This is a genomic window from Streptomyces sp. NPDC048481 (genome assembly GCF_043200075.1).
Lineage (GTDB): Bacteria > Actinomycetota > Actinomycetes > Streptomycetales > Streptomycetaceae > Streptomyces.
The window spans coordinates 187,825-204,749 of record NZ_JBICXC010000009.1; the positions used below are offsets into that span (position 1 = coordinate 187,825).

Consider the following 16,925-nt stretch of genomic DNA (forward strand, 5'->3'; position numbering starts at 1 on the left):
ACGTCTCTCTCGCTCAGTCGTCTTCGTTGTCGCCGAAGTCGGGGCGGACGTCACGGGCGGCCATGATCTCGTCGTTGGAGGTGCCGGCGGCGACCATCGGCCACACCATCGCGTCCTCGTGGACGATGAAGTCGACGACGACCGGGCGGTCGTTGATCGAGTTCGCCTCCTCGATGACCTTGTCGAGGTCGTCCGGGGACTCGCAGCGGATCGCGTGGCAGCCCATGGCCTCGGACAGCTTCACGAAGTCCGGGACGCGCGTGCCCCGGGCGTCCGGGTTCACGTCGTTCGGACCGGAGTGCAGCACCGTGTTGGAGTAGCGCTGGTTGTAGAACAGCGTCTGCCACTGGCGGACCATCCCGAGGGCGCCGTTGTTGATGATGGCGACCTTGATCGGGATGTTGTTCAGGGCGCAGGTGGTGAGCTCCTGGTTGGTCATCTGGAAGCAGCCGTCGCCGTCGATCGCCCAGACCGCCTGGTCCGGCGCGCCGGCCTTGGCTCCCATCGCGGCCGGGACCGCGTAGCCCATCGTGCCCGCTCCGCCGGAGTTCAGCCAGGTGGCGGGCTTCTCGTACTGGATGAAGTGGGCGGCCCACATCTGGTGCTGGCCGACGCCCGCGGCGAAGATCGTCCCCTCGGGGGCGAGCCGGCCGATCCGCTCGATGACCTGCTGCGGGGAGAGCGAGCCGTCGGAGGGCTGGTCGTAGCCGAGCGGGTAGGTCTCGCGCCAGCGGCTGAGGTCCTTCCACCAGGCGGTGTAGTCGCCCCGGTGGCCCTCGCTGTGCTCCTTCTGGACGGCCTGGACCAGGTCGGCGATGACCTCGCGCGCGTCGCCCACGATCGGGACGTCGGCGGTGCGGTTCTTGCCGATCTCCGCCGGGTCGATGTCCGCGTGGACGATCTTGGCGAAGGGCGCGAAGCTGTCCAGCTTGCCGGTGACGCGGTCGTCGAAGCGTGCGCCCAGCGCGACGATCAGGTCGGCCTTCTGAAGGCCGGTGACGGCGGCCACCGAGCCGTGCATGCCGGGCATGCCCAGGTGCTGCGGGTGGCTGTCGGGGAACGCGCCGAGCGCCATCAGCGTGGTGGTGACGGGTGCGCCGGTCAGCTCGGCGAGGACCTTCAGCTCGGCGGTGGCGCCGGCCTTGAGCACGCCGCCGCCGACGTACAGGATCGGCCGCTTGGCGGCGGTGATCAGCTTGGCGGCCTCACGGATCTGCTTGGCGTGCGGCTTGGTCACCGGCCGGTAGCCGGGCAGGTCCATGGCGGGCGGCCAGGAGAACGTGGTCTTCGCCTGGAGGGCGTCCTTGGCGATGTCGACCAGGACCGGTCCCGGACGGCCGGTGGAGGCGATGTGGAACGCCTGCGCGATGACCTGCGGGATGTCCTCGGCCCGGGTGACCAGGAAGTTGTGCTTGGTGATCGGCATGGTGATGCCGACGATGTCCGCCTCCTGGAAGGCGTCCGTGCCGATCGCCTTGGAGGCCACCTGGCCGGTGATCGCCACGAGCGGCACCGAGTCCATGTGGGCGTCGGCGATGGGGGTCACCAGGTTGGTGGCGCCGGGGCCCGAGGTCGCCATGCAGACGCCGACCCGGCCGGTGGCCTGCGCGTAGCCGGTGGCCGCGTGACCGGCGCCCTGCTCGTGCCGGACCAGGACGTGGCGGACCCGGGTGGAGTCCATCAGCGGGTCGTAGGCGGGAAGGATCGCACCGCCGGGAATGCCGAATACCGTGTCGGCGCCGACCTCCTCGAGAGAACGGATGAGGGACTGCGCACCCGTCACGTGCTCGACGGACGCGGAGTGCTGTCCTCCGGATCGGGGCCGCGGCTGCGGATGGGCCCCGGTGGCCTGCTCGGTCATCGGCATTCTCTTCTCGATGCTGAGGGTTTTACTGAGGGTCGTGCGGGTGGTGCGGGTCCTGCGGTGGTGCGGCCTGCGGGGTTTTGTGCAACAAAAAACCCCTCGTGCCAAAAGGCAAGCGAGGGGAGCGCGCCGGGTGTGGGTCGCGGTGTGTTCCGGTCCGACCGGACGTCACCAGCTTCAGCCGACGCGCTTTCCAAGTACGAGAATTCGGGTGCGCATGGCATTGACCCTCCCCTGGCGCGCACCGACTGTCAAGTGGGTGGGACGGGAGTCTCATTATGTGAGCGAAGGGCATTGCCGCTCCCGAGTACGGCCGTGACGCCGCCGGCGACGACGCCGCCTGCGTGGACACCACTGGTGTACACCCCCGCGCCCCCGCCCGCGAACGCGGGTTCCACGGGCTCGTGGGGCACCGGGAAGCGGCCCGTCGCCAGGGCCCGCCGCAGCCGGTACTCGTCCAGCGGCCCGGTGAAGGCCATGCCCTGGCCGTGGGTGCAGCCCATCGCGCGCAGGGCGACGACCTGCTCGGGAAGGTCCACCCCGTCGGCGACCGACTGAAGGCCCAGATCGCCGGCGATCCGCAGCAGCCCGCTGGTGATCTTGTGCAGTCGCGCGGACTCGACGACCCCCTCGACCAGCGAGCGGTCCAGCTTGAGGATGTCCACGGGAAGTCGGCGCAGCGCCGTGAGGGCCGCGTAGCCGCTGCCGAAGCCGTCCAGGGCGATGCGCACCCCGAGGCGCTTCAGAGCCCCCAGGCGGCGCTCCAGCTCGTCCAGCGGCACTCTGGGGTCGGTGTCGGAGAGTTCGATCACGAGGGAACCGGACGGCAGGCCGTGCCGGGTCAGCAGTGCCTCCACCGAGCCGAGGGGCAGCGAACGGTCCGTCAGCCGCCGGGCGCCCATGCGTACGACCACCGGCAGGACCAGTCCGCTCGCGGTGCGGTCGGCGGCCTGTTCGACGGCCTCCTCCAGCACCCAGCGGCCCAGCTCGGCCGTTCTGTCGCCGTCCTCCGCGACCCGCAGGAACTCGGCCGGCGTGAAGAGGACTCCCTGGGAGGAACGCCAGCGGGCCTGCGCGGCCACCGACGTGATCCGGCCGTCGTCCAGGCGCACCACGGGCTGGTGCAGCAGTGCGAACTCGCCGTCGTGCAGGGCGGCCCGCAGCCGTGTGGCCAGCTCCGCCTTGCGGACGACGTCCTGCTGCATCTGCGGCTTGTACAGCTCGACGCGGCCCTTGCCGCCGGCCTTGGCGCGGTACATGGCGAGGTCGGCGTTGCGCAGCAGTTCGCCCGCGCCGAGGCCGGGGTCGGCGAAGGCGACGCCGATGGACGCGGCGACCCGTACCTCGCCGCCGTCGATGAGGTAGGGCTGGGAGAGCGTGAGCCGCAGGCGGTCGGCGAGTTCCAGTATCTGCCGTTCCCGGGCGGCCCGGTCGCGGGCTCCGTCGCCGACGATCAGGGCCGCGAACTCGTCGCCGCCCAGCCGGGAGGCGGTGTCCGACTTGCGGACCGCTTCCTGGAGCCGGCGGGCGGCCTGGACCAGGAGCTGGTCGCCGGCCGCGTGGCCGATGGTGTCGTTGACGGCCTTGAACCCGTCGAGGTCGATGAACAGGACGGCCGTGCCCCGCAGGGCCTGGCCCCGGTCGGAGCTGCGCCGGCCGGACAGGGCCTGCTGGACGCGCCGGGTGAACAGGGCGCGGTTGGGCAGGTCGGTGAGCGGGTCGTGCTCGGCGTTGTGCTGGAGCTGGGCCTGGAGCCGCACGCGTTCGGTGACGTCCCGGCTGTTGAAGATCAGGCCGCCGTGGTGGCGGTTGACGGTGGACTCGACATTGAGCCAGCCGCCGTCGCCGGAGCGGAACCGGCACTCGATGCGGGTGGTGGGCTCGTCCTGGGGGCTGGCGGCGAGGAAGCGGCGCACCTCGTGCACCACGCAGCCGAGGTCCCCGGGGTGGATCAGGTCGGCCAGTTCGGTGCCCACCAGGTCCTCGGCGGGCCGGCCGTAGACGCCCGCGGCGGCCGGGGAGACGTAGCGCAGCACCCCGCTGGGCGCGGCGATCATGATGACGTCGCTGGAACCCTGCACCAGGGAGCGGAAGTGGTTCTCCTTCTGCGCCAGTTCCTGGGTGAGGGTGATGTTGTCGAGCAGCATGATCCCCTGGCGCACCACGAGGGCGAGCACGACCGTGCCGCCGGTCAGCAGCACCACGCGGTCGACGCTGCGGCCGTTGAGGACGTTGTAGAGGATCCCCAGGGTGCAGACGGCGGCGGCGAGATAGGGCGTCAGCGCGGCCAGGGAGCCGGTGATGGGCCGGGTGGACGGGAAGCGGCCGTGCTCGCCCTGCTGGGCGGGCGTCTGCGCATGGGGGTGCGCGGCGGTGTGCGCGGTCGGCCGGCCGGGCTGCGGCGCGCGGCCCTGGACGCGCGGCGGCGTCTGCGGGCGGCCGCCGGCGCGCTTGCCGGGGAGGTGTTCGAGGACCACGCGCGTGTGCCCCTCCTCCGCGGCCTGTCGGCGGGAGGCGGCCCAGGGGGCGTAGGCCAGGAGCAGCGAGCCGGCGAACCAGCCGGCGTCGAGGAGCTGGCCCGAGCGGTAGTTGTTGTGCAGCAGCGGCGAGGTGAACAGGGCGTCGCACATCACGGTCAGCGCGAGCGCGCCGACGGCCGTGTTGACCGCCGTGCGGTTCACCGAGGTGCGCCGGAAGTGCAGCACCAGCACCATGCTCACCAGCGCGATGTCCAGCAGCGGGTACGCCAGCGAGAGGGCGGCATGCGCCACGCTCGGCCCGTCGAACTTGGCGGCCTGGGCGAGCGCGAGACTCCAGGAGAGGGTGAGCAGCGAACCGGCGATCAGCCAGGCGTCGAGCGCCAGGCAGACCCAGCCGGCCTTCGTCATGGGGCGGGCGGCGAGCACCAGCAGCCCGACGATGGCGGGGGGCGCGAAGCACAGGAAGAACAGGTCGGCGAAGCTGGGGCTGGGCACGGGACGGCCGAGGACCACCTCGTACCAGCCCCAGACGAGGTTGCCGAGGGCCGCCATCGCCGAGGAGAGCGAGAACAGCAGCCAGGCGGATCGAAAGCGGACGCGGCGGTTGCGCGCGTAGAGGAGGCACGAGACGGCGGCCGTGCCGGCCGCGGCGGTGAGCCCGAAGTCGCCCATGATCAGTGCGAGTCGGTCGGAGCCCCAGCCCAGCGCGGAGCCGACGGCGTACACCGCGCAGACCAGGGCGAGCAGAAGTTGGTGGACCAGGTTCGATCCGGGGCCGTGGGCGGACGGCGGTCCGAGGCGCGGCCTCCCGGCGGGGGCCGCCTGGGTCCGCGGCGCTCCGTCGAGGAGGGGCGTGGAGGTCGACGGCGAACTCACCGCGGCCTCCCGGTCCGTGTGGCTCCCGGGCCCCTCGGGGTGCGGGGCGGTGGCTGCGTCCGCCTCCCGCGGCCGCCGCATCCCGAAGGAGGGGGGCCGTGGGGAGGACCGTGGTGGGTGCGGTGACCGTGACCGCCCGCGGCCGGATGCCAGGGTCGCCGCCGGCGGCTCCGCCGCGTCGGATCGTTCGTCCATAGGCCGTGCATCGCCCGTCGCCCCCCTCACAAGTCTGAAATGTCCGTCCCTGACGCCGATACTGCGCGGCGCAGCCCCTGTCGGGACGATACACCAGTCTCGTCACTCAGGGACATAGTTCCTCTACGCTGCGTGACGATCATCGGCATATGCATCCGGATGAGGTACAGAACGCGTCCGCAGGACTGCGGAGCGTGCCCGTACCTGGGCGGCGGAGTCCCGCGCCGTCGTCAGGATCCGTCGCCGGCGCCCGTCGTCACGATCACGTTCCGCAGTGGTTCACGGTTCACGAAGCGGGTCAACTGGTCCGCCAGCAGCCGCTCGGCGCGGGGACGGAAGGCGGAGGTGGGTCCGCCGACGTGGGGGCTGATGAGGACGCCCGGCGCGGTCCACAACGGGTGGCCCGGGGGCAGGGGTTCGGGGTCGGTGACGTCCAGGGCGGCGGTGAGGCGGCCCCGTCGCAGTTCGGCGAGCAGCGCCTCCGTGTCGACGACCGCTCCGCGGGCCACGTTGACCAGCAGCGCGCCGTCCTTCATCCGGGCCAGGAAGCCGGCGTCGACCAGGCCGCGCGTGCTGTCGTTCAGCGGCGTCGCGAGGATCACCACGTCCGCCTCGGGGAGCAGGGCGGGCAGTTCGGCGATCGGGTGCACGGGGCCGCGCGCCGTCGTGCGCCAGGAGCGCGCGACGCGCGCCACCCGCGCCACCTCGAACGGCACGAGCCGGTCCTCGATGGCGGCGCCGATGGAGCCGTACCCGACGACGAGGACGTTCTTGTCGGCGAGCGCGGGATGGAACGCGCCCTGCCAGCGCCCCTCGTCCTGCGCGCGCACGAATCCGGGGATGCCGCGCAGGGCGGCCAGGGTCAGGGTGAGCGCCAGTTCCGCGGTGCTGGCCTCGTGCACCCCGCGCGCGTTGCACAGCCGCACCCCGGGCACGAGGTCCGCCAGCCGCGCGGTGATGTCGTCGACGCCGGCGGTGAGGGTCTGCACGACCTGGAGGCGGCTCATCTCCCGCAGCGGCCGTACCTTCACGGGCTGCCGCTTCATGTACGGCACCACGTAGACGACGCAGCGCGCGGGGTCACCGGGGTAGGGCTGGTCGCCGCTCTCCCCGCCGTCCCAGAAGAGGTAGTCGAGCCCCTCGGGAAGCCCGTCGATCTCGTCGGGCGGGATGGGCAGCCATACGTCGCGTGCCAGGTCAGCGGTCATGCCAGGAGGCTATGTCAGGGGCGTGTCGGCCCAGCGGTTAGGTTGGGGGGTCCGGCGAGGGAGGGTCACGAGCAGGTGGAGCGCAGGACGATCGGCGCGGGGGCGCTCGAGGTGGGGGCCGTGGGCCTCGGGTGCATGCCGATGAGCTGGGCGTACAGCGGGTCGCGGCAGCGCGGTGCCGACTCGCTGCGGGCGGTGCACCGGGCGCTGGACGCGGGTTCGTCCCTGCTGGACACCGCGGACATGTACGGGCCGTTCACCAACGAGCTGTTGCTGGGGCGGGCGTTGAGGGAGCGACGGGCGGACGCGTTCGTGTCGACGAAGGTGGGGCTGCTCGTCGGTGAGCAGCACATCGTCGCCAACGGCCGCCCGGGATACGTGAGACGGGCCTGCGACGCGTCCCTGCGCCGCCTTCAGACGGACGTCATCGACCTCTACCAGTTGCACCGTGCCGATCCGGAGATCCCGGTCGAGGAGACCTGGGGCGCGATGGCGGAGCTGGTACGGGCGGGCAAGGTGCGGGCGCTGGGGTGGTGCGCGGTGGGCGCGCGCGGCGGCCGCCGGTCGGGCGGCCTGTACGACGGAACGATCCGGCAGCTGGGGCGCGTCCAGCAGGTATTCCCGGTGGCCGCGGTGGAGGCGGAGCTGTCGGTGTGGTCGCCCGAGGCGCTGGAGGCGCTGCTGCCGTGGTGCGAGGCGCGCGGCGTCGGCTTCCTGGCGGCGATGCCGCTCGGCAACGGTTTCCTCACCGGCACGCTGAAGCCCGGCCGGGGCTTCGAACCGGACGACCTGCGGGCCCGGCATCCGCGGTTCACCGCCGAGATGATGGCCGCGAACCAGCCGATCGTGGCCGGTCTGCGCCGGATCGCCGCCCGGCACGGCGAAGGGGTGACGGCGGCGCAGGTGGCGCTGGCGTGGGTGCTGTCGCGCGGCCGGCACGTGGTCCCGGTGCCGGGCGCCAAGCAGGAACGCTGGGTGGCGGAGAACGCGGCGGCGGCCGGGCTGCGCCTGACGCCGCAGGATCTGGCGGAGGTGGCGAAGCTGCCGGCGGCGCTGGGATCGTGGGAGTGAGTGCCCCTGGGGGGTGGTGCCGGCGCGGATCGGGAACCCTGGAGACGTGCGCTGCGTAGGACTGGGCGTAGGACGAATGGACCCGCCGAAGGAACCGCCGTGCCGAAGGGACCGTGATCGTGGAACGTCGAGCTGTGTCCGCCGTGTTGGCCGTGCTGGCCGGGGGCGCCCTGCTGGCGACGGCCGGCTGCTCACCGGGCGCCGGACCGGCGCCGCACGCCTCCGCCAGCCCCTCACCGGGCGGCGCGACCGCGCCGTCGACCTCCCCGTCGGCGGTGCGGACCCCGCCCGCCAAGGGCACGGTCTCGGTGGTGCGCACGGTCGCCGAGGGTCTGAACAGCCCCTGGGGCCTGGCCCCCCTTCCGGAAGGCGGTCTGCTGGTCGCCTCGCGCGACGAGGGGACGATCACCCGGGTCGACGGGAAGACGGGCGCGAAGACGCGGCTCGGCGAGGTGCCCGGCGTCTCCGCGGCCGGCGAGGGCGGCCTGCTGGGCCTCGCGCTGTCCCCCCGCTACGCCTCGGACCGCATGGTCTACGCGTACGTCACGACGGCCTCGGACAACCGTGTCGTCCGTATGCTCTACGACGCGAAGCGGCCGGCCGGGGACCAGCTGGGGGCGCCCGACACGATCTTCAAGGGCATACCCAAGGGCATGATCCACAATGGTGGCCGGATCGCCTTCGGCCCCGACGGGATGCTGTACGTCGGCACCGGCGAGAACGGCGACCGCGGGCTGGCCCAGGACCGCAAGTCCCTGGGCGGCAAGATCCTGCGGCTGACCCCGGAGGGCGAACCGGCTCCCGGCGACCCCTTCCCCGGCTCGCCGGTGTACTCCTACGGCCACCGCAATGTGCAGGGCCTGGCCTGGGACGCCGAGCAGCGGCTGTTCGCCTCCGAGTTCGGCCAGGACACGTGGGACGAGCTGAACGCGATCGCGCCGGGCGCCGACTACGGCTGGCCGCTCGCGGAGGGCAGGAGCGCCGGGGGCGGCGGCGCGGACGCGAAGTTCCGCGACCCGATAGCCCAGTGGCACACCGACGAAGCCTCCCCCAGCGGCATCGCCTACGCACAGGGGTCGATCTGGATGGCCGGTCTCAAGGGACAGCGCCTGTGGCGCGTCCCCCTCCGCGGGACGGCCGCCTCGGCGGCGCCGCAGGCCTTCCTGGAGGGCCAGTACGGCCGGCTGCGCACGGTGGTGTCGGCGGGCGGGGACCGGCTGTGGGTCACGACCAGCAACACGGACGGCCGCGGCAATCCGAAGCCGGGGGACGACCGGATCCTGGAGCTGCGGGTGAGCTGAGCGCCGTCAGCCGTCCCGGGCAGCGCCGTCAGCCGTCGCCGGCCGCAGGGGCCTCCCGGTCCGGTCCCCCGCGGACCGGCCCGTCCTCCGCGGGCTCATCGCCCCGCCCCTCCCCCGGCTCCGCATCGATCGGGCCGGCGTCGGCGGCCCGGACCACGACCTTTCCGGAGGCGAGGTCTATCGGTCCGTGCCCGGGATCGGCGTCGCCGACGTCCTCGCGGGTCAGCTCCAGCCGGTTCTGCTCGTCGCGGGTGTGCTTGCGGCCGGGCGCGAAGAGTTCCTCGAAGGGGTTGAACATCGTCCTCCTCCGGCGTGCCTGGTCAGCGGCCCGAGCCCATTATCGCGCGGCCACCCGGTCTTCGGCGTTCGGCGGGAACAGCCCCTGCCGGTGGGCCAGCGCGGCCGCCTCGCCCCGGCCCGAGACGTCGAGCTTGGACAGGATGTTCGAGACGTGGACGCTCGCCGTCTTCGGCGAGATGAACAGCTCCTCGGCGATCTGGCGGTTGGTGCGGCCTTCGGACACCAGCCGCAGGACGTCCCGTTCCCGGCTGGTCAGGCCGAGGGCGGTCAGCGGATCGACGGGAGCGGCCGGGGCGGCAGGGCGGTCCGCGAGGGGCGCCGGGCCCAGGCGGGCGCGCCGGCCGAGCAGGGCGGCGGCGTCGGCGAGGGGGCGGGCGCCGAGATGGGCGGCGACCGCGTCCACGAGGCGCAGCAGTTCGGCGGCCCGGTCGCGTTCGGCGGCGGCGCCGGTGGAGAGCAGGGCCTCGGCCAGCCGGAGCCGGGTGCGGGCGAGGTCGTAGGGGCGTTCCAGGCGTTCGAAGGCGGTGACGACCTCGCACCAGTCGTCGGGGCCGGCGCCGCCCTCGGCGCGCCGGATCTCGGCGCGCACCCAGTGCTCGTGGGCCTGCCAGACCGGCGCGATCGTGACGAGCTTCTTGGCGGCGTCGCGGATCCGGGCCAGGAGGCCGGCGCGGCCGGCGTCGGCGGCGGGCAGCGCGCGGGCGTCGCCCTCGGCGGCCGCCGCGGCGAGCAGCAGGGGCCAGGCGTCGCGCTGGGTGCCGGGCGGGAAGCCGTGGTCGAGGACGGGCACGACGTGGGCGCGGGCGTCCAGCGGGCGGCCCCGGGCCGCGGCCAGCTGGACGGCCAGGCGGGTGAGGGGCAGGTGGTGCTGCGGGGCGCGCTCCTGGGAGCCGAAGTAGTCGCGCCCCGCGTCGAGCCGGCGCGCGGCCTCGGCGAGGTCGCCGCGCGCGAGGGCGAGTTCGGCGCGCAGGATGGCGTGCACCCCGCGGACCGCCACGCCCTGGCCGACCCGGCCGGCGGCGGCGCACGCGCGGTCCGCCTCGTCCCAGCGACCCAGGGAGAAGAGGGATTCGGCGAGGTTCCCCCACACCCAGGCCTCGGTGTCGGGCGGTCCGTGCCGCCGAGCGAAGTCGAGGCCCTTCTCCAGCATCGGGACGGCCTCCCGGGAGCGGCCGACCGCCTCCAGTTCGGAGGGCAGGTTGACGTAGGCGTTGAGGGCGACGGCGGGGGCGTCCTCGGCGAGGGCCCGCTCCCTGACCTCGTGCAGCTCCGCGAGTCCGGCCTCGATGTGGCCGGCGTGGACCATGAGGACGCCCAGGATCTGGCGGGCGTCCAGCTCGGTCTCGCGGGAGCCGATCATGCGGGCGTACTCCACGGCGCGTTCGGCCGCCCGGTAGGCCTCGGGGCCGGGGGCGTGGATCGTGGACCAGTGGGCCAGGTGGGCGAGCACCTCGGCGTGCACCGCGCTGGGCGGCAGCCCGCGCAACAGCTCCTGCGCGGTGGCCAGTTCCTCGCGGCCGCTGCTGCGGCCGAGGGCGCGCGCGAGCCGTGAGCGCTGCATCCAGAACCAGGCGGCGCGCAGGGGGTCGTCCTCGTCCTCCAGCAGCCGCAGCGCCCGCTTGGCGATCTTCAGGGCGCGTTCGCGCTCCCCGCAGTAGCGGCCCGCGACGGCGGCCTCGGCCATGAGGTCGAGATAGCGCAGCGGGGTGGCGGCGGGGTCGCGGCCGCCGGGGGTCCCTCCGCACCTCTCGGGCAGGGGACGGGGGTAGGCCTCGGTGTGGTCGACGGCGCGCAGCGCGGCCCGCACCTCCTGCGGGGCGGACTCCCACAGTTCCATCGCCCGTTCCAGGAGCCGCAGTTGCTCGCTGTAGGCGCGCCGGGAGCGGGCCTCGACGGAGGCGTCGAGGACGGCGGGCAGGGCCTTGGCCGGGTCGTGGGCGTGGTACCAGTAGCTGGCCAGCCGCATGACGCGCTCGTCGGCGGGGACGAGTGCCGGGTCGGCCTGGAGGGCTTCGGCGTAGCGGCGGTTGAGGCGGGCGCGCTCGCCGGGCAGGAGGTCGTCGCTGACGGCCTCGCGGACCAGGGAGTGGCGGAAGCGGTAGCCGTCGCCGTCGGGGGTGGCGAGCAGGAGGTTGGCGTTGACGGCGGCGCGCAGCGCCTCGATGAGGTCGTCCTCGGCGAGCCGGGCCACGGCGTCGAGGAGCCGGTACTCGACGGTGGAGCCGCCCTCGGCCACGATCCGGGCGACGTGCTGGGCGCTCTCGGGCAGCGCCTCGACGCGGACGAGGAGCAGGTCGCGCAGCGAGTCGGTGAGGCCGGTGCAGCAGCCCTCGTGGGCGGCGACGGCGAGTTCCTCGACGAAGAAGGCGTTGCCGTCGGAGCGTTCGAAGATGTCGTCGACCTGGGCGGGGTCGGGTTCGTGGGCGAGGATGCCGGCGATCTGGCGGCAGACCTCGTCGCGGGTGAGGCGGGCCAGTTCCAGGCGGCGCACGGTGCGCAGCCGGTCGAGTTCGGCGAGCAGGGGGCGCAGCGGGTGGCGGCGGTGGATGTCGTCGGCGCGGTAGGTGGCGAGGACGACGAGGCGGCCGGTGCGCAGGGTGCGCAGCAGGTAGGACAGGAGGTGGCGGGTGGAGGCGTCGGCCCAGTGCAGGTCCTCCAGGACGAGGACGACGGTGTGTTCGGCTGCGACGCGTTCCAGGACGCGGGCGGTGAGTTCGAAGAGGCGGGCCATGCCCTCCTCGTCGTGGCGTCCGGTCCGGTTCGGCCCCAACTCCGGCAGGAGCCGGGCGAGTTCCTCCTCCTGGCCGGCGGCGCAGGCGGCCAGTTCGTCCGGCAGGGTGCGGCGCAGGGCGCGCAGGGCGGTGGAGAACGGGGCGAAGGGCAGTCCGTCGGCGCCGATCTCGACACAGCCGCCGAGGGCGACGACGGCTCCCCGGCGGCCGGCGGCCGCGGCGAACTCCTCGACCAGCCGGGTCTTTCCGACGCCGGCCTCACCGCCGATGAGCAGCGCCTGCGGTTCTCCCGTCGCGGCGCGGGAGAGCGCCTCGTTCAGGGTGTCCAGCTCGTCGGTGCGGCCGACGAACACGGGGCTGACTGACCTGGTCTCCACGAGGGCGAGCATGGCACGCGGAGACGACGAGGGCCCAGCGGATATCGCCGGGCCCTCGTCCGCGGGACGGCCGACCCCCGTGCGGCCGCCCCGCCCGGTGGCGGTGCTCACGCCGGCCGGGGGGAGCCGAACCGGCGCGGGCGGCGGGTATGCGGTTCGCTCTCGGTTTCGCCCTCGGAGCGTTCGGCGGCGCGGGCCGCGGCTTCGCGGCGGGCGGCGCGGGCGCCGCGGACGGCCTCGTGGGCCAGTCGCTCCTCGGCGGCCCGGCGGCGCAGTTCGGTGGAGCGGGCCTGGTGGAGTTCGAGCTCGTACATGGTGTGTCCCCTGAGAGGTCGGTGTGGGCTTCGCTTGCTGCGATGCCTCCACTGTCGTCTGCCAGGGGGGTGTGGCACATCGGGAGAGTTCCGCATCTTCGGCGGCGGGCGGGGGCCTTAGACGCGCCGGAGGGGCCTCAGACCGGCCGTAAGGTGCTTACGGCGGGTCTGAGGCCCCTCGTGACGTGCGCGGACTCAGCCGCCGGAGGGCAGGCCGAGCAGGGCGTCGGTGTACTTCAGGACGGCCAGCAGCAGGCCGACGACGCCGAGGACGACGCCGGCCCAGGAGACCGACTTGATCCAGGCCGCCTGCGGACGGGCCGGGCTGCCGAAGGCGGGGCGCGCCAGCACGACGACGCCGGTGACCAGCGCGGCCAGGGCGAACAGGCCGGCCCACAGGGCGGTGGCCTGCCAGGCGTCGCCGTAGATCGCCTCCAGCTGCTTGGCGACGGTCGTGCCGGAGGAGGCGGACGTCTGGAGCTGGCCGACGAGGGTCTGGCGGGCCCCGGCGAGGGTGCCGATCCAGCTGCCGGTGAGCGAGACGAAGCCGAGCACGGCGGAGACCACGGCGCCCGCGCCCTGGCCGACGCCGGCGGAGCCGTCCGTGACGGCGGCCTCGTTCCCCGCGGCGAGTTCGTCCGCGGCGGCGGGTCCGCCCGCGCCCTCCCCGGAGTGCGGGGCCTCCTCGGTCACCTCGCCCGTGGCGCCTACGACGGCGGCCTTCTCGTCGTCGGTCGTGGTCCCGGCGGTCTCGGCGCCGGTCTCGTCAGCAGTCTTGGTTCCCATACCCCGCACCGTACGGACGCTCTCTGAGAGGTCTCTTAATGATCGTCGTGAGCGGTACGCGCGCGTGCGTCGCGCCACTCCTGGGCCAGCACGGACCACACCTCCAGGTCGTGCCGCACCCCACGATAGGGGTAGGCCTGCCGGCGCACGCCGTCCCGGGTCATGCCGAGCCGCCGGGCGACGTCCAGGCTGGGCGTGTTCCCGGCGGAGGCGACCCATTCCACGCGCTGGATGCCGCGCTGCTCCACCGCGAAGTCGATCAGCACCCGGACGGCCCGGGTGACCAGTCCGCGGCCGGTGCCGGCGGGCTCCAGCCAGCAGCCGACCTCGCAGTTCCCGGCCTCGGCGTCGAAGTTGAGGAAGAGCACGCCGCCCACGAGCCGGCCGTCCAGCCACAGGCCGTGCAGCGAGCCGGTGTCGGCGGCCCGCATGTCGGCGTAGCGCTGGAGCACCTCGCGCGCCCCGGCCGCGTCGGTGGCCTTCGAGCCGAAGGGGACGTAGCGGTTGATGAAGTCGCGGCCGCGTTCGAGGTGGGCGAGGAACTCCTCGGCGTGCCAGGGCTCCAGGGGGCGCAGTTCGGCTCCGTCGTCACCCAGCGATGTCGCGTACATCCGGTCGCGGCTCCTTCTCCCGTAGGTGGGCTGCGTCCACAGCCCGGTCGAGCCTCTCATGGGCGGCGCGGCACTCGGGCGCCTCGATGCTGATCCTCGGCAGCCGCCGGTCGAGCCCGCGCGGCAGCCACCAGTTGGCGCCGCCGAGCAGGTGCATCAGCGCGGGCACCAGCAGCGTGCGCAGCACGAAGGCGTCGAGGGCGACGGCGGCGGCGAGGCCGATGCCGAACATGGCGATCACCCGGTCGCCGCTGAGGACGAAGGCCAGGAAGACCGAGATCATGATGACGGCGGCGGAGTTGATGACCCGGCTGGTCTCGGCGAGGCCGACGCGGACGGCGCGCCGGTTGTCGCCGGTCTCCAGCCACTCCTCGTACATCCGGCTGACCAGGAAGACCTGGTAGTCCATGGAGAGGCCGAACAGCACCGACACCATGATCACGGGGAGGAAGGGCTCGATCGGGCCGGCCCGGCCGAGGCCGAGCAGTTCGCTCCCCCAGCCCCACTGGAAGATCGCGACGACGACTCCGAACGCGGCGGCGACGGCGGCCACGTTCATCACGGCGGCCTTGAGCGGTATGCCGACGGAGCGGAACGCGAGCAGGAGCAGCAGCGCGCCCAGAGCGACGACGACGCCCACGAACAGGGGCAGTTTGCCGACGATGACGGCCGCGAAGTCGTCGTAGCCGGCCGTCAGCCCGCCGACGTGCACGTCGAGTGAGGTGCCGGCCTGCGCGCGGGGCAGCACCTCGGTGCGCAGCCGGTGGACGAGGTCGCTGGTGCGCGGCGACTGCGGCGAGGACCGCGGCACGACGGTGAGGTGGGCGGCGCGGCCGGCGGAGTCGAAGGTCACCGGCGTCACGGACGCCACGCCGCCGACGTCGCGCAGGGCCGTGCCGAGGTTGTCCAGGGCGAGCCGGTCCTCGGCGCCCCGGACCCGGGTCACGAGGGTCAGCGGGCCGTTCACGCCGGGTCCGAAGCCGTCGGCGAGGAGGTCGTAGGCCTGGCGGGTGGTGGCCGAGCGCGGTCCGTTGCCCTGGTCGGAGCTGCCCAGGCGCAGCGAGAGGGTGGGCAGGGCGAGGACCGTGACGACGACGAGGGCCAGCGCGCCGAGCAGCCGGGGGTGGCGCTCCACGAACGCCGACCAGCGGGCCGCGAGTCCGGTCGGCAGTTCGGGCCGGGGTCCGTGGTCGGCGAGGCGGCACCGTTCGCGGCGGCTGAGCGCGCGCATGCCGAGGAACGACAGCAGGGCGGGCAGCAGCGTCACGGAGGCGGCGACGGTGAGGACGACGGTCAGCGAGGCGGCGACCGCCACGCCGTTGAGGAAGCTCAGGCGCAGGGTGAGCATGCCGAGCAGGGCCAGGCACACGGTGGCGCCCGCGAAGACCACGGCGCGTCCGGTGGTGGCGACGGCGTTCGTGGCGGCCTCGGCGACGGGCAGTCCGCGTTTCAGCCCGCGCCGGTGCCGGGTGACGATGAACAGGGCGTAGTCGATGCCGACGCCGAGCCCGACGAGCAGGCCGAGCATGGGCGCGAAGTCGGCGACCGTCATGGCGTGTCCGAGCAGGGAGATCCCGGCGTACGCGGTGCCCACGCCGACCAGGGCGGTGGCGATGGGCAGCGCGGACGCGGCGAGCGAGCCGAAGGCGAGGAACAGCACGACGGCGGCGACGGCCACGCCGACTATCTCGGCGAGATGGCCGCCGGAGGACTCGGTGCGGGCGATCGCGGCCCCGCCCAGTTCGACCTGGAGGCCGTCGCCGCGGGCGGCCTGCGCGGTGTCGACGACGGCCCGCGCCTCGTCCCGGCCGACGTCCTCGGCGCGGTCCGCGAAGACGACGGTGGCGTAGGCCGTGCGTCCGTCCTCGCTGATCTGTCCGGCGCCCTGCTCGTCGTAGGGGCCGGCCACGGAGGCGACGCCGGGCAGCTCGGCGATCTCGTCCAGGGTCCGGGTCATGGTCTGTTCGACGTCGGCGGCGCGGACGGCGCCCGTCGTGGTGTGCCAGACGACGGTGTCGCTGTCGCCCCCGAGGTGCGGGAAGAGGTGCGGGAAGGCCTCGGTGAGCAGGAGGGCGGCGCGGCCGGACTCGGTGCCGGGGACCTCGTAGTCGTCGGAGTACGCGGAGCCGGCGACGACGGCGGCGGTGGCCGTGCCGCCGAGGGCGAGCAGCCAGAGCAGCACCACGAGCAGGCGGTTGCGGACACACCAACGTGCGAGGGCTGCCACTGACGTGCTCCCGGAGGTGAATTGTGGATCTTTGACCGGGAAACAGCCCGCAAAGAACGTATGAGCGATACGGGGTCACTCTCGCAGGCGCGCGAGATCGTTTGTCGCGTTCGTGTGGCTTTTCACAGGAGTGGGAGGCAGCTCACAGGACAACGACGCCCCCGCTGTCGGGGGAGGTCAGTCGGCCTGGTCGCCGAACGCCATCACGGTGACGCCCGCCACGAGCAGCCACAGGGCGCGCCGGGTGCGGCCCCGGGAGCCGAGGAACGCGGCGACGGCGCAGACGGCGGCGCCGAGGGCGTAGGCCGCCGGGACGAGGGCCGGGGCGGAGCGGGTGAGGCGCATGAGGGAGGCGGCGAGTCCGGCGAGGGTGAGCAGGGCGCCGGTGGCGGTCGCCGTCCAGCGGGCTTTGCGGGCGTCCTCGGCGCCGTACTCCTCGTCCGGGTCCCGTACCTCGTCCGGGTCCTCTATGCCGCTGTGGGGTTCGGAGTCGGTTCGTGCGCTCATGGCGGGCGAGCGTAGCGCGTCGCGCCGCGGACGGCGGAGAGGGGTGCGCCGGTCCCGGCACACCCCTCTCTTCTTG

12 protein-coding genes are annotated in these 16,925 nt (G+C 73.8%); 2 read left to right on the forward strand and 10 right to left on the reverse strand.

Features of this window, described 5'->3' with window-relative positions; genetic code table 11:
* Positions 1–13: 13 nt before the first annotated feature.
* From ACGFSH_RS25735 to ACGFSH_RS25745, 3 genes are all read right to left on the reverse strand, one after another.
* Positions 14–1,861: an acetolactate synthase large subunit gene (locus ACGFSH_RS25735; protein ID WP_393352624.1), complete on the reverse strand. Its 1,848-nt coding sequence runs from the start codon at positions 1,859–1,861 to the stop codon at positions 14–16.
* A gap of 254 nt (positions 1,862–2,115) precedes the next feature.
* Positions 2,116–5,220: a putative bifunctional diguanylate cyclase/phosphodiesterase gene (locus tag ACGFSH_RS25740; RefSeq protein WP_393352626.1), complete on the reverse strand. Its 3,105-nt coding sequence runs from the start codon at positions 5,218–5,220 to the stop codon at positions 2,116–2,118.
* Between the two features lie 425 nt (positions 5,221–5,645).
* Positions 5,646–6,623 carry a 2-hydroxyacid dehydrogenase gene (locus ACGFSH_RS25745; RefSeq protein WP_393352628.1) on the reverse strand — a complete coding sequence of 326 codons (978 nt, stop codon included), beginning with the start codon at positions 6,621–6,623 and terminating at the stop codon, positions 5,646–5,648.
* A gap of 75 nt (positions 6,624–6,698) precedes the next feature.
* Between ACGFSH_RS25745 and ACGFSH_RS25750 the strand changes: the two genes are divergently transcribed.
* Complete coding sequence (locus ACGFSH_RS25750) at positions 6,699–7,694, forward strand: aldo/keto reductase (RefSeq protein WP_393352630.1); 996 nt, start codon at positions 6,699–6,701, stop codon at positions 7,692–7,694.
* Between the two features lie 143 nt (positions 7,695–7,837).
* Complete coding sequence (locus tag ACGFSH_RS25755) at positions 7,838–8,995, forward strand: PQQ-dependent sugar dehydrogenase (protein ID WP_393352847.1); 1,158 nt, start codon at positions 7,838–7,840, stop codon at positions 8,993–8,995.
* A gap of 28 nt (positions 8,996–9,023) precedes the next feature.
* On the opposite strand, the gene ACGFSH_RS25760 is transcribed toward ACGFSH_RS25755, so the two are convergent.
* The 7 genes from ACGFSH_RS25760 to ACGFSH_RS25790 form a co-directional block, all read right to left on the reverse strand.
* Entirely contained in the window at positions 9,024–9,293 is a 270-nt protein-coding gene (locus ACGFSH_RS25760) for a DUF6191 domain-containing protein (protein WP_393352632.1), read from the reverse strand.
* Positions 9,294–9,332: 39 nt separating this feature from the next.
* Positions 9,333–12,416, reverse strand: coding sequence for an AAA family ATPase (locus tag ACGFSH_RS25765; RefSeq protein ID WP_393352634.1), 3,084 nt, complete (start codon positions 12,414–12,416; stop codon positions 9,333–9,335).
* 95 nt (positions 12,417–12,511) lie between these two features.
* Positions 12,512–12,718 carry a hypothetical protein gene (locus tag ACGFSH_RS25770; RefSeq protein ID WP_393352636.1) on the reverse strand — a complete coding sequence of 69 codons (207 nt, stop codon included), beginning with the start codon at positions 12,716–12,718 and terminating at the stop codon, positions 12,512–12,514.
* Positions 12,719–12,913: 195 nt separating this feature from the next.
* Positions 12,914–13,504, reverse strand: a complete 591-nt coding sequence (locus ACGFSH_RS25775) for a hypothetical protein (protein WP_393352638.1) — start codon at positions 13,502–13,504, stop codon at positions 12,914–12,916.
* Between the two features lie 35 nt (positions 13,505–13,539).
* Positions 13,540–14,115, reverse strand: a complete 576-nt coding sequence (locus ACGFSH_RS25780; protein WP_393352641.1) for a GNAT family N-acetyltransferase — start codon at positions 14,113–14,115, stop codon at positions 13,540–13,542.
* Positions 14,093–16,342 carry an MMPL family transporter gene (locus tag ACGFSH_RS25785; protein WP_393352644.1) on the reverse strand — a complete coding sequence of 750 codons (2,250 nt, stop codon included), beginning with the start codon at positions 16,340–16,342 and terminating at the stop codon, positions 14,093–14,095. Before ACGFSH_RS25785 ends, ACGFSH_RS25780 begins: the two co-directional genes overlap by 23 nt.
* Before the next feature lie 177 nt (positions 16,343–16,519).
* Positions 16,520–16,849, reverse strand: a complete 330-nt coding sequence (locus ACGFSH_RS25790) for a hypothetical protein (RefSeq protein ID WP_393352646.1) — start codon at positions 16,847–16,849, stop codon at positions 16,520–16,522.
* Positions 16,850–16,925: the final 76 nt, after the last annotated feature.

Bases quoted from the DNA above. Each gene is read 5' to 3' on its own strand.
- ACGFSH_RS25735 (WP_393352624.1), bottom strand. From the start codon at position 1,861: ATGACCGAGCAGGCCACCGGGGCCCATCCGCAGCCGCGGCCCCGATCC.
- ACGFSH_RS25745 (WP_393352628.1), bottom strand. From the start codon at position 6,623: ATGACCGCTGACCTGGCACGCGACGTATGGCTGCCCATCCCGCCCGAC.
- ACGFSH_RS25760 (WP_393352632.1), bottom strand. From the start codon at position 9,293: ATGTTCAACCCCTTCGAGGAACTCTTCGCGCCCGGCCGCAAGCACACC.
- ACGFSH_RS25765 (WP_393352634.1), bottom strand. From the start codon at position 12,416: ATGCTCGCCCTCGTGGAGACCAGGTCAGTCAGCCCCGTGTTCGTCGGC.
- ACGFSH_RS25770 (WP_393352636.1), bottom strand. From the start codon at position 12,718: ATGTACGAGCTCGAACTCCACCAGGCCCGCTCCACCGAACTGCGCCGC.
- ACGFSH_RS25775 (WP_393352638.1), bottom strand. From the start codon at position 13,504: ATGGGAACCAAGACTGCTGACGAGACCGGCGCCGAGACCGCCGGGACC.
- ACGFSH_RS25780 (WP_393352641.1), bottom strand. From the start codon at position 14,115: ATGTACGCGACATCGCTGGGTGACGACGGAGCCGAACTGCGCCCCCTG.
- ACGFSH_RS25790 (WP_393352646.1), bottom strand. From the start codon at position 16,849: ATGAGCGCACGAACCGACTCCGAACCCCACAGCGGCATAGAGGACCCG.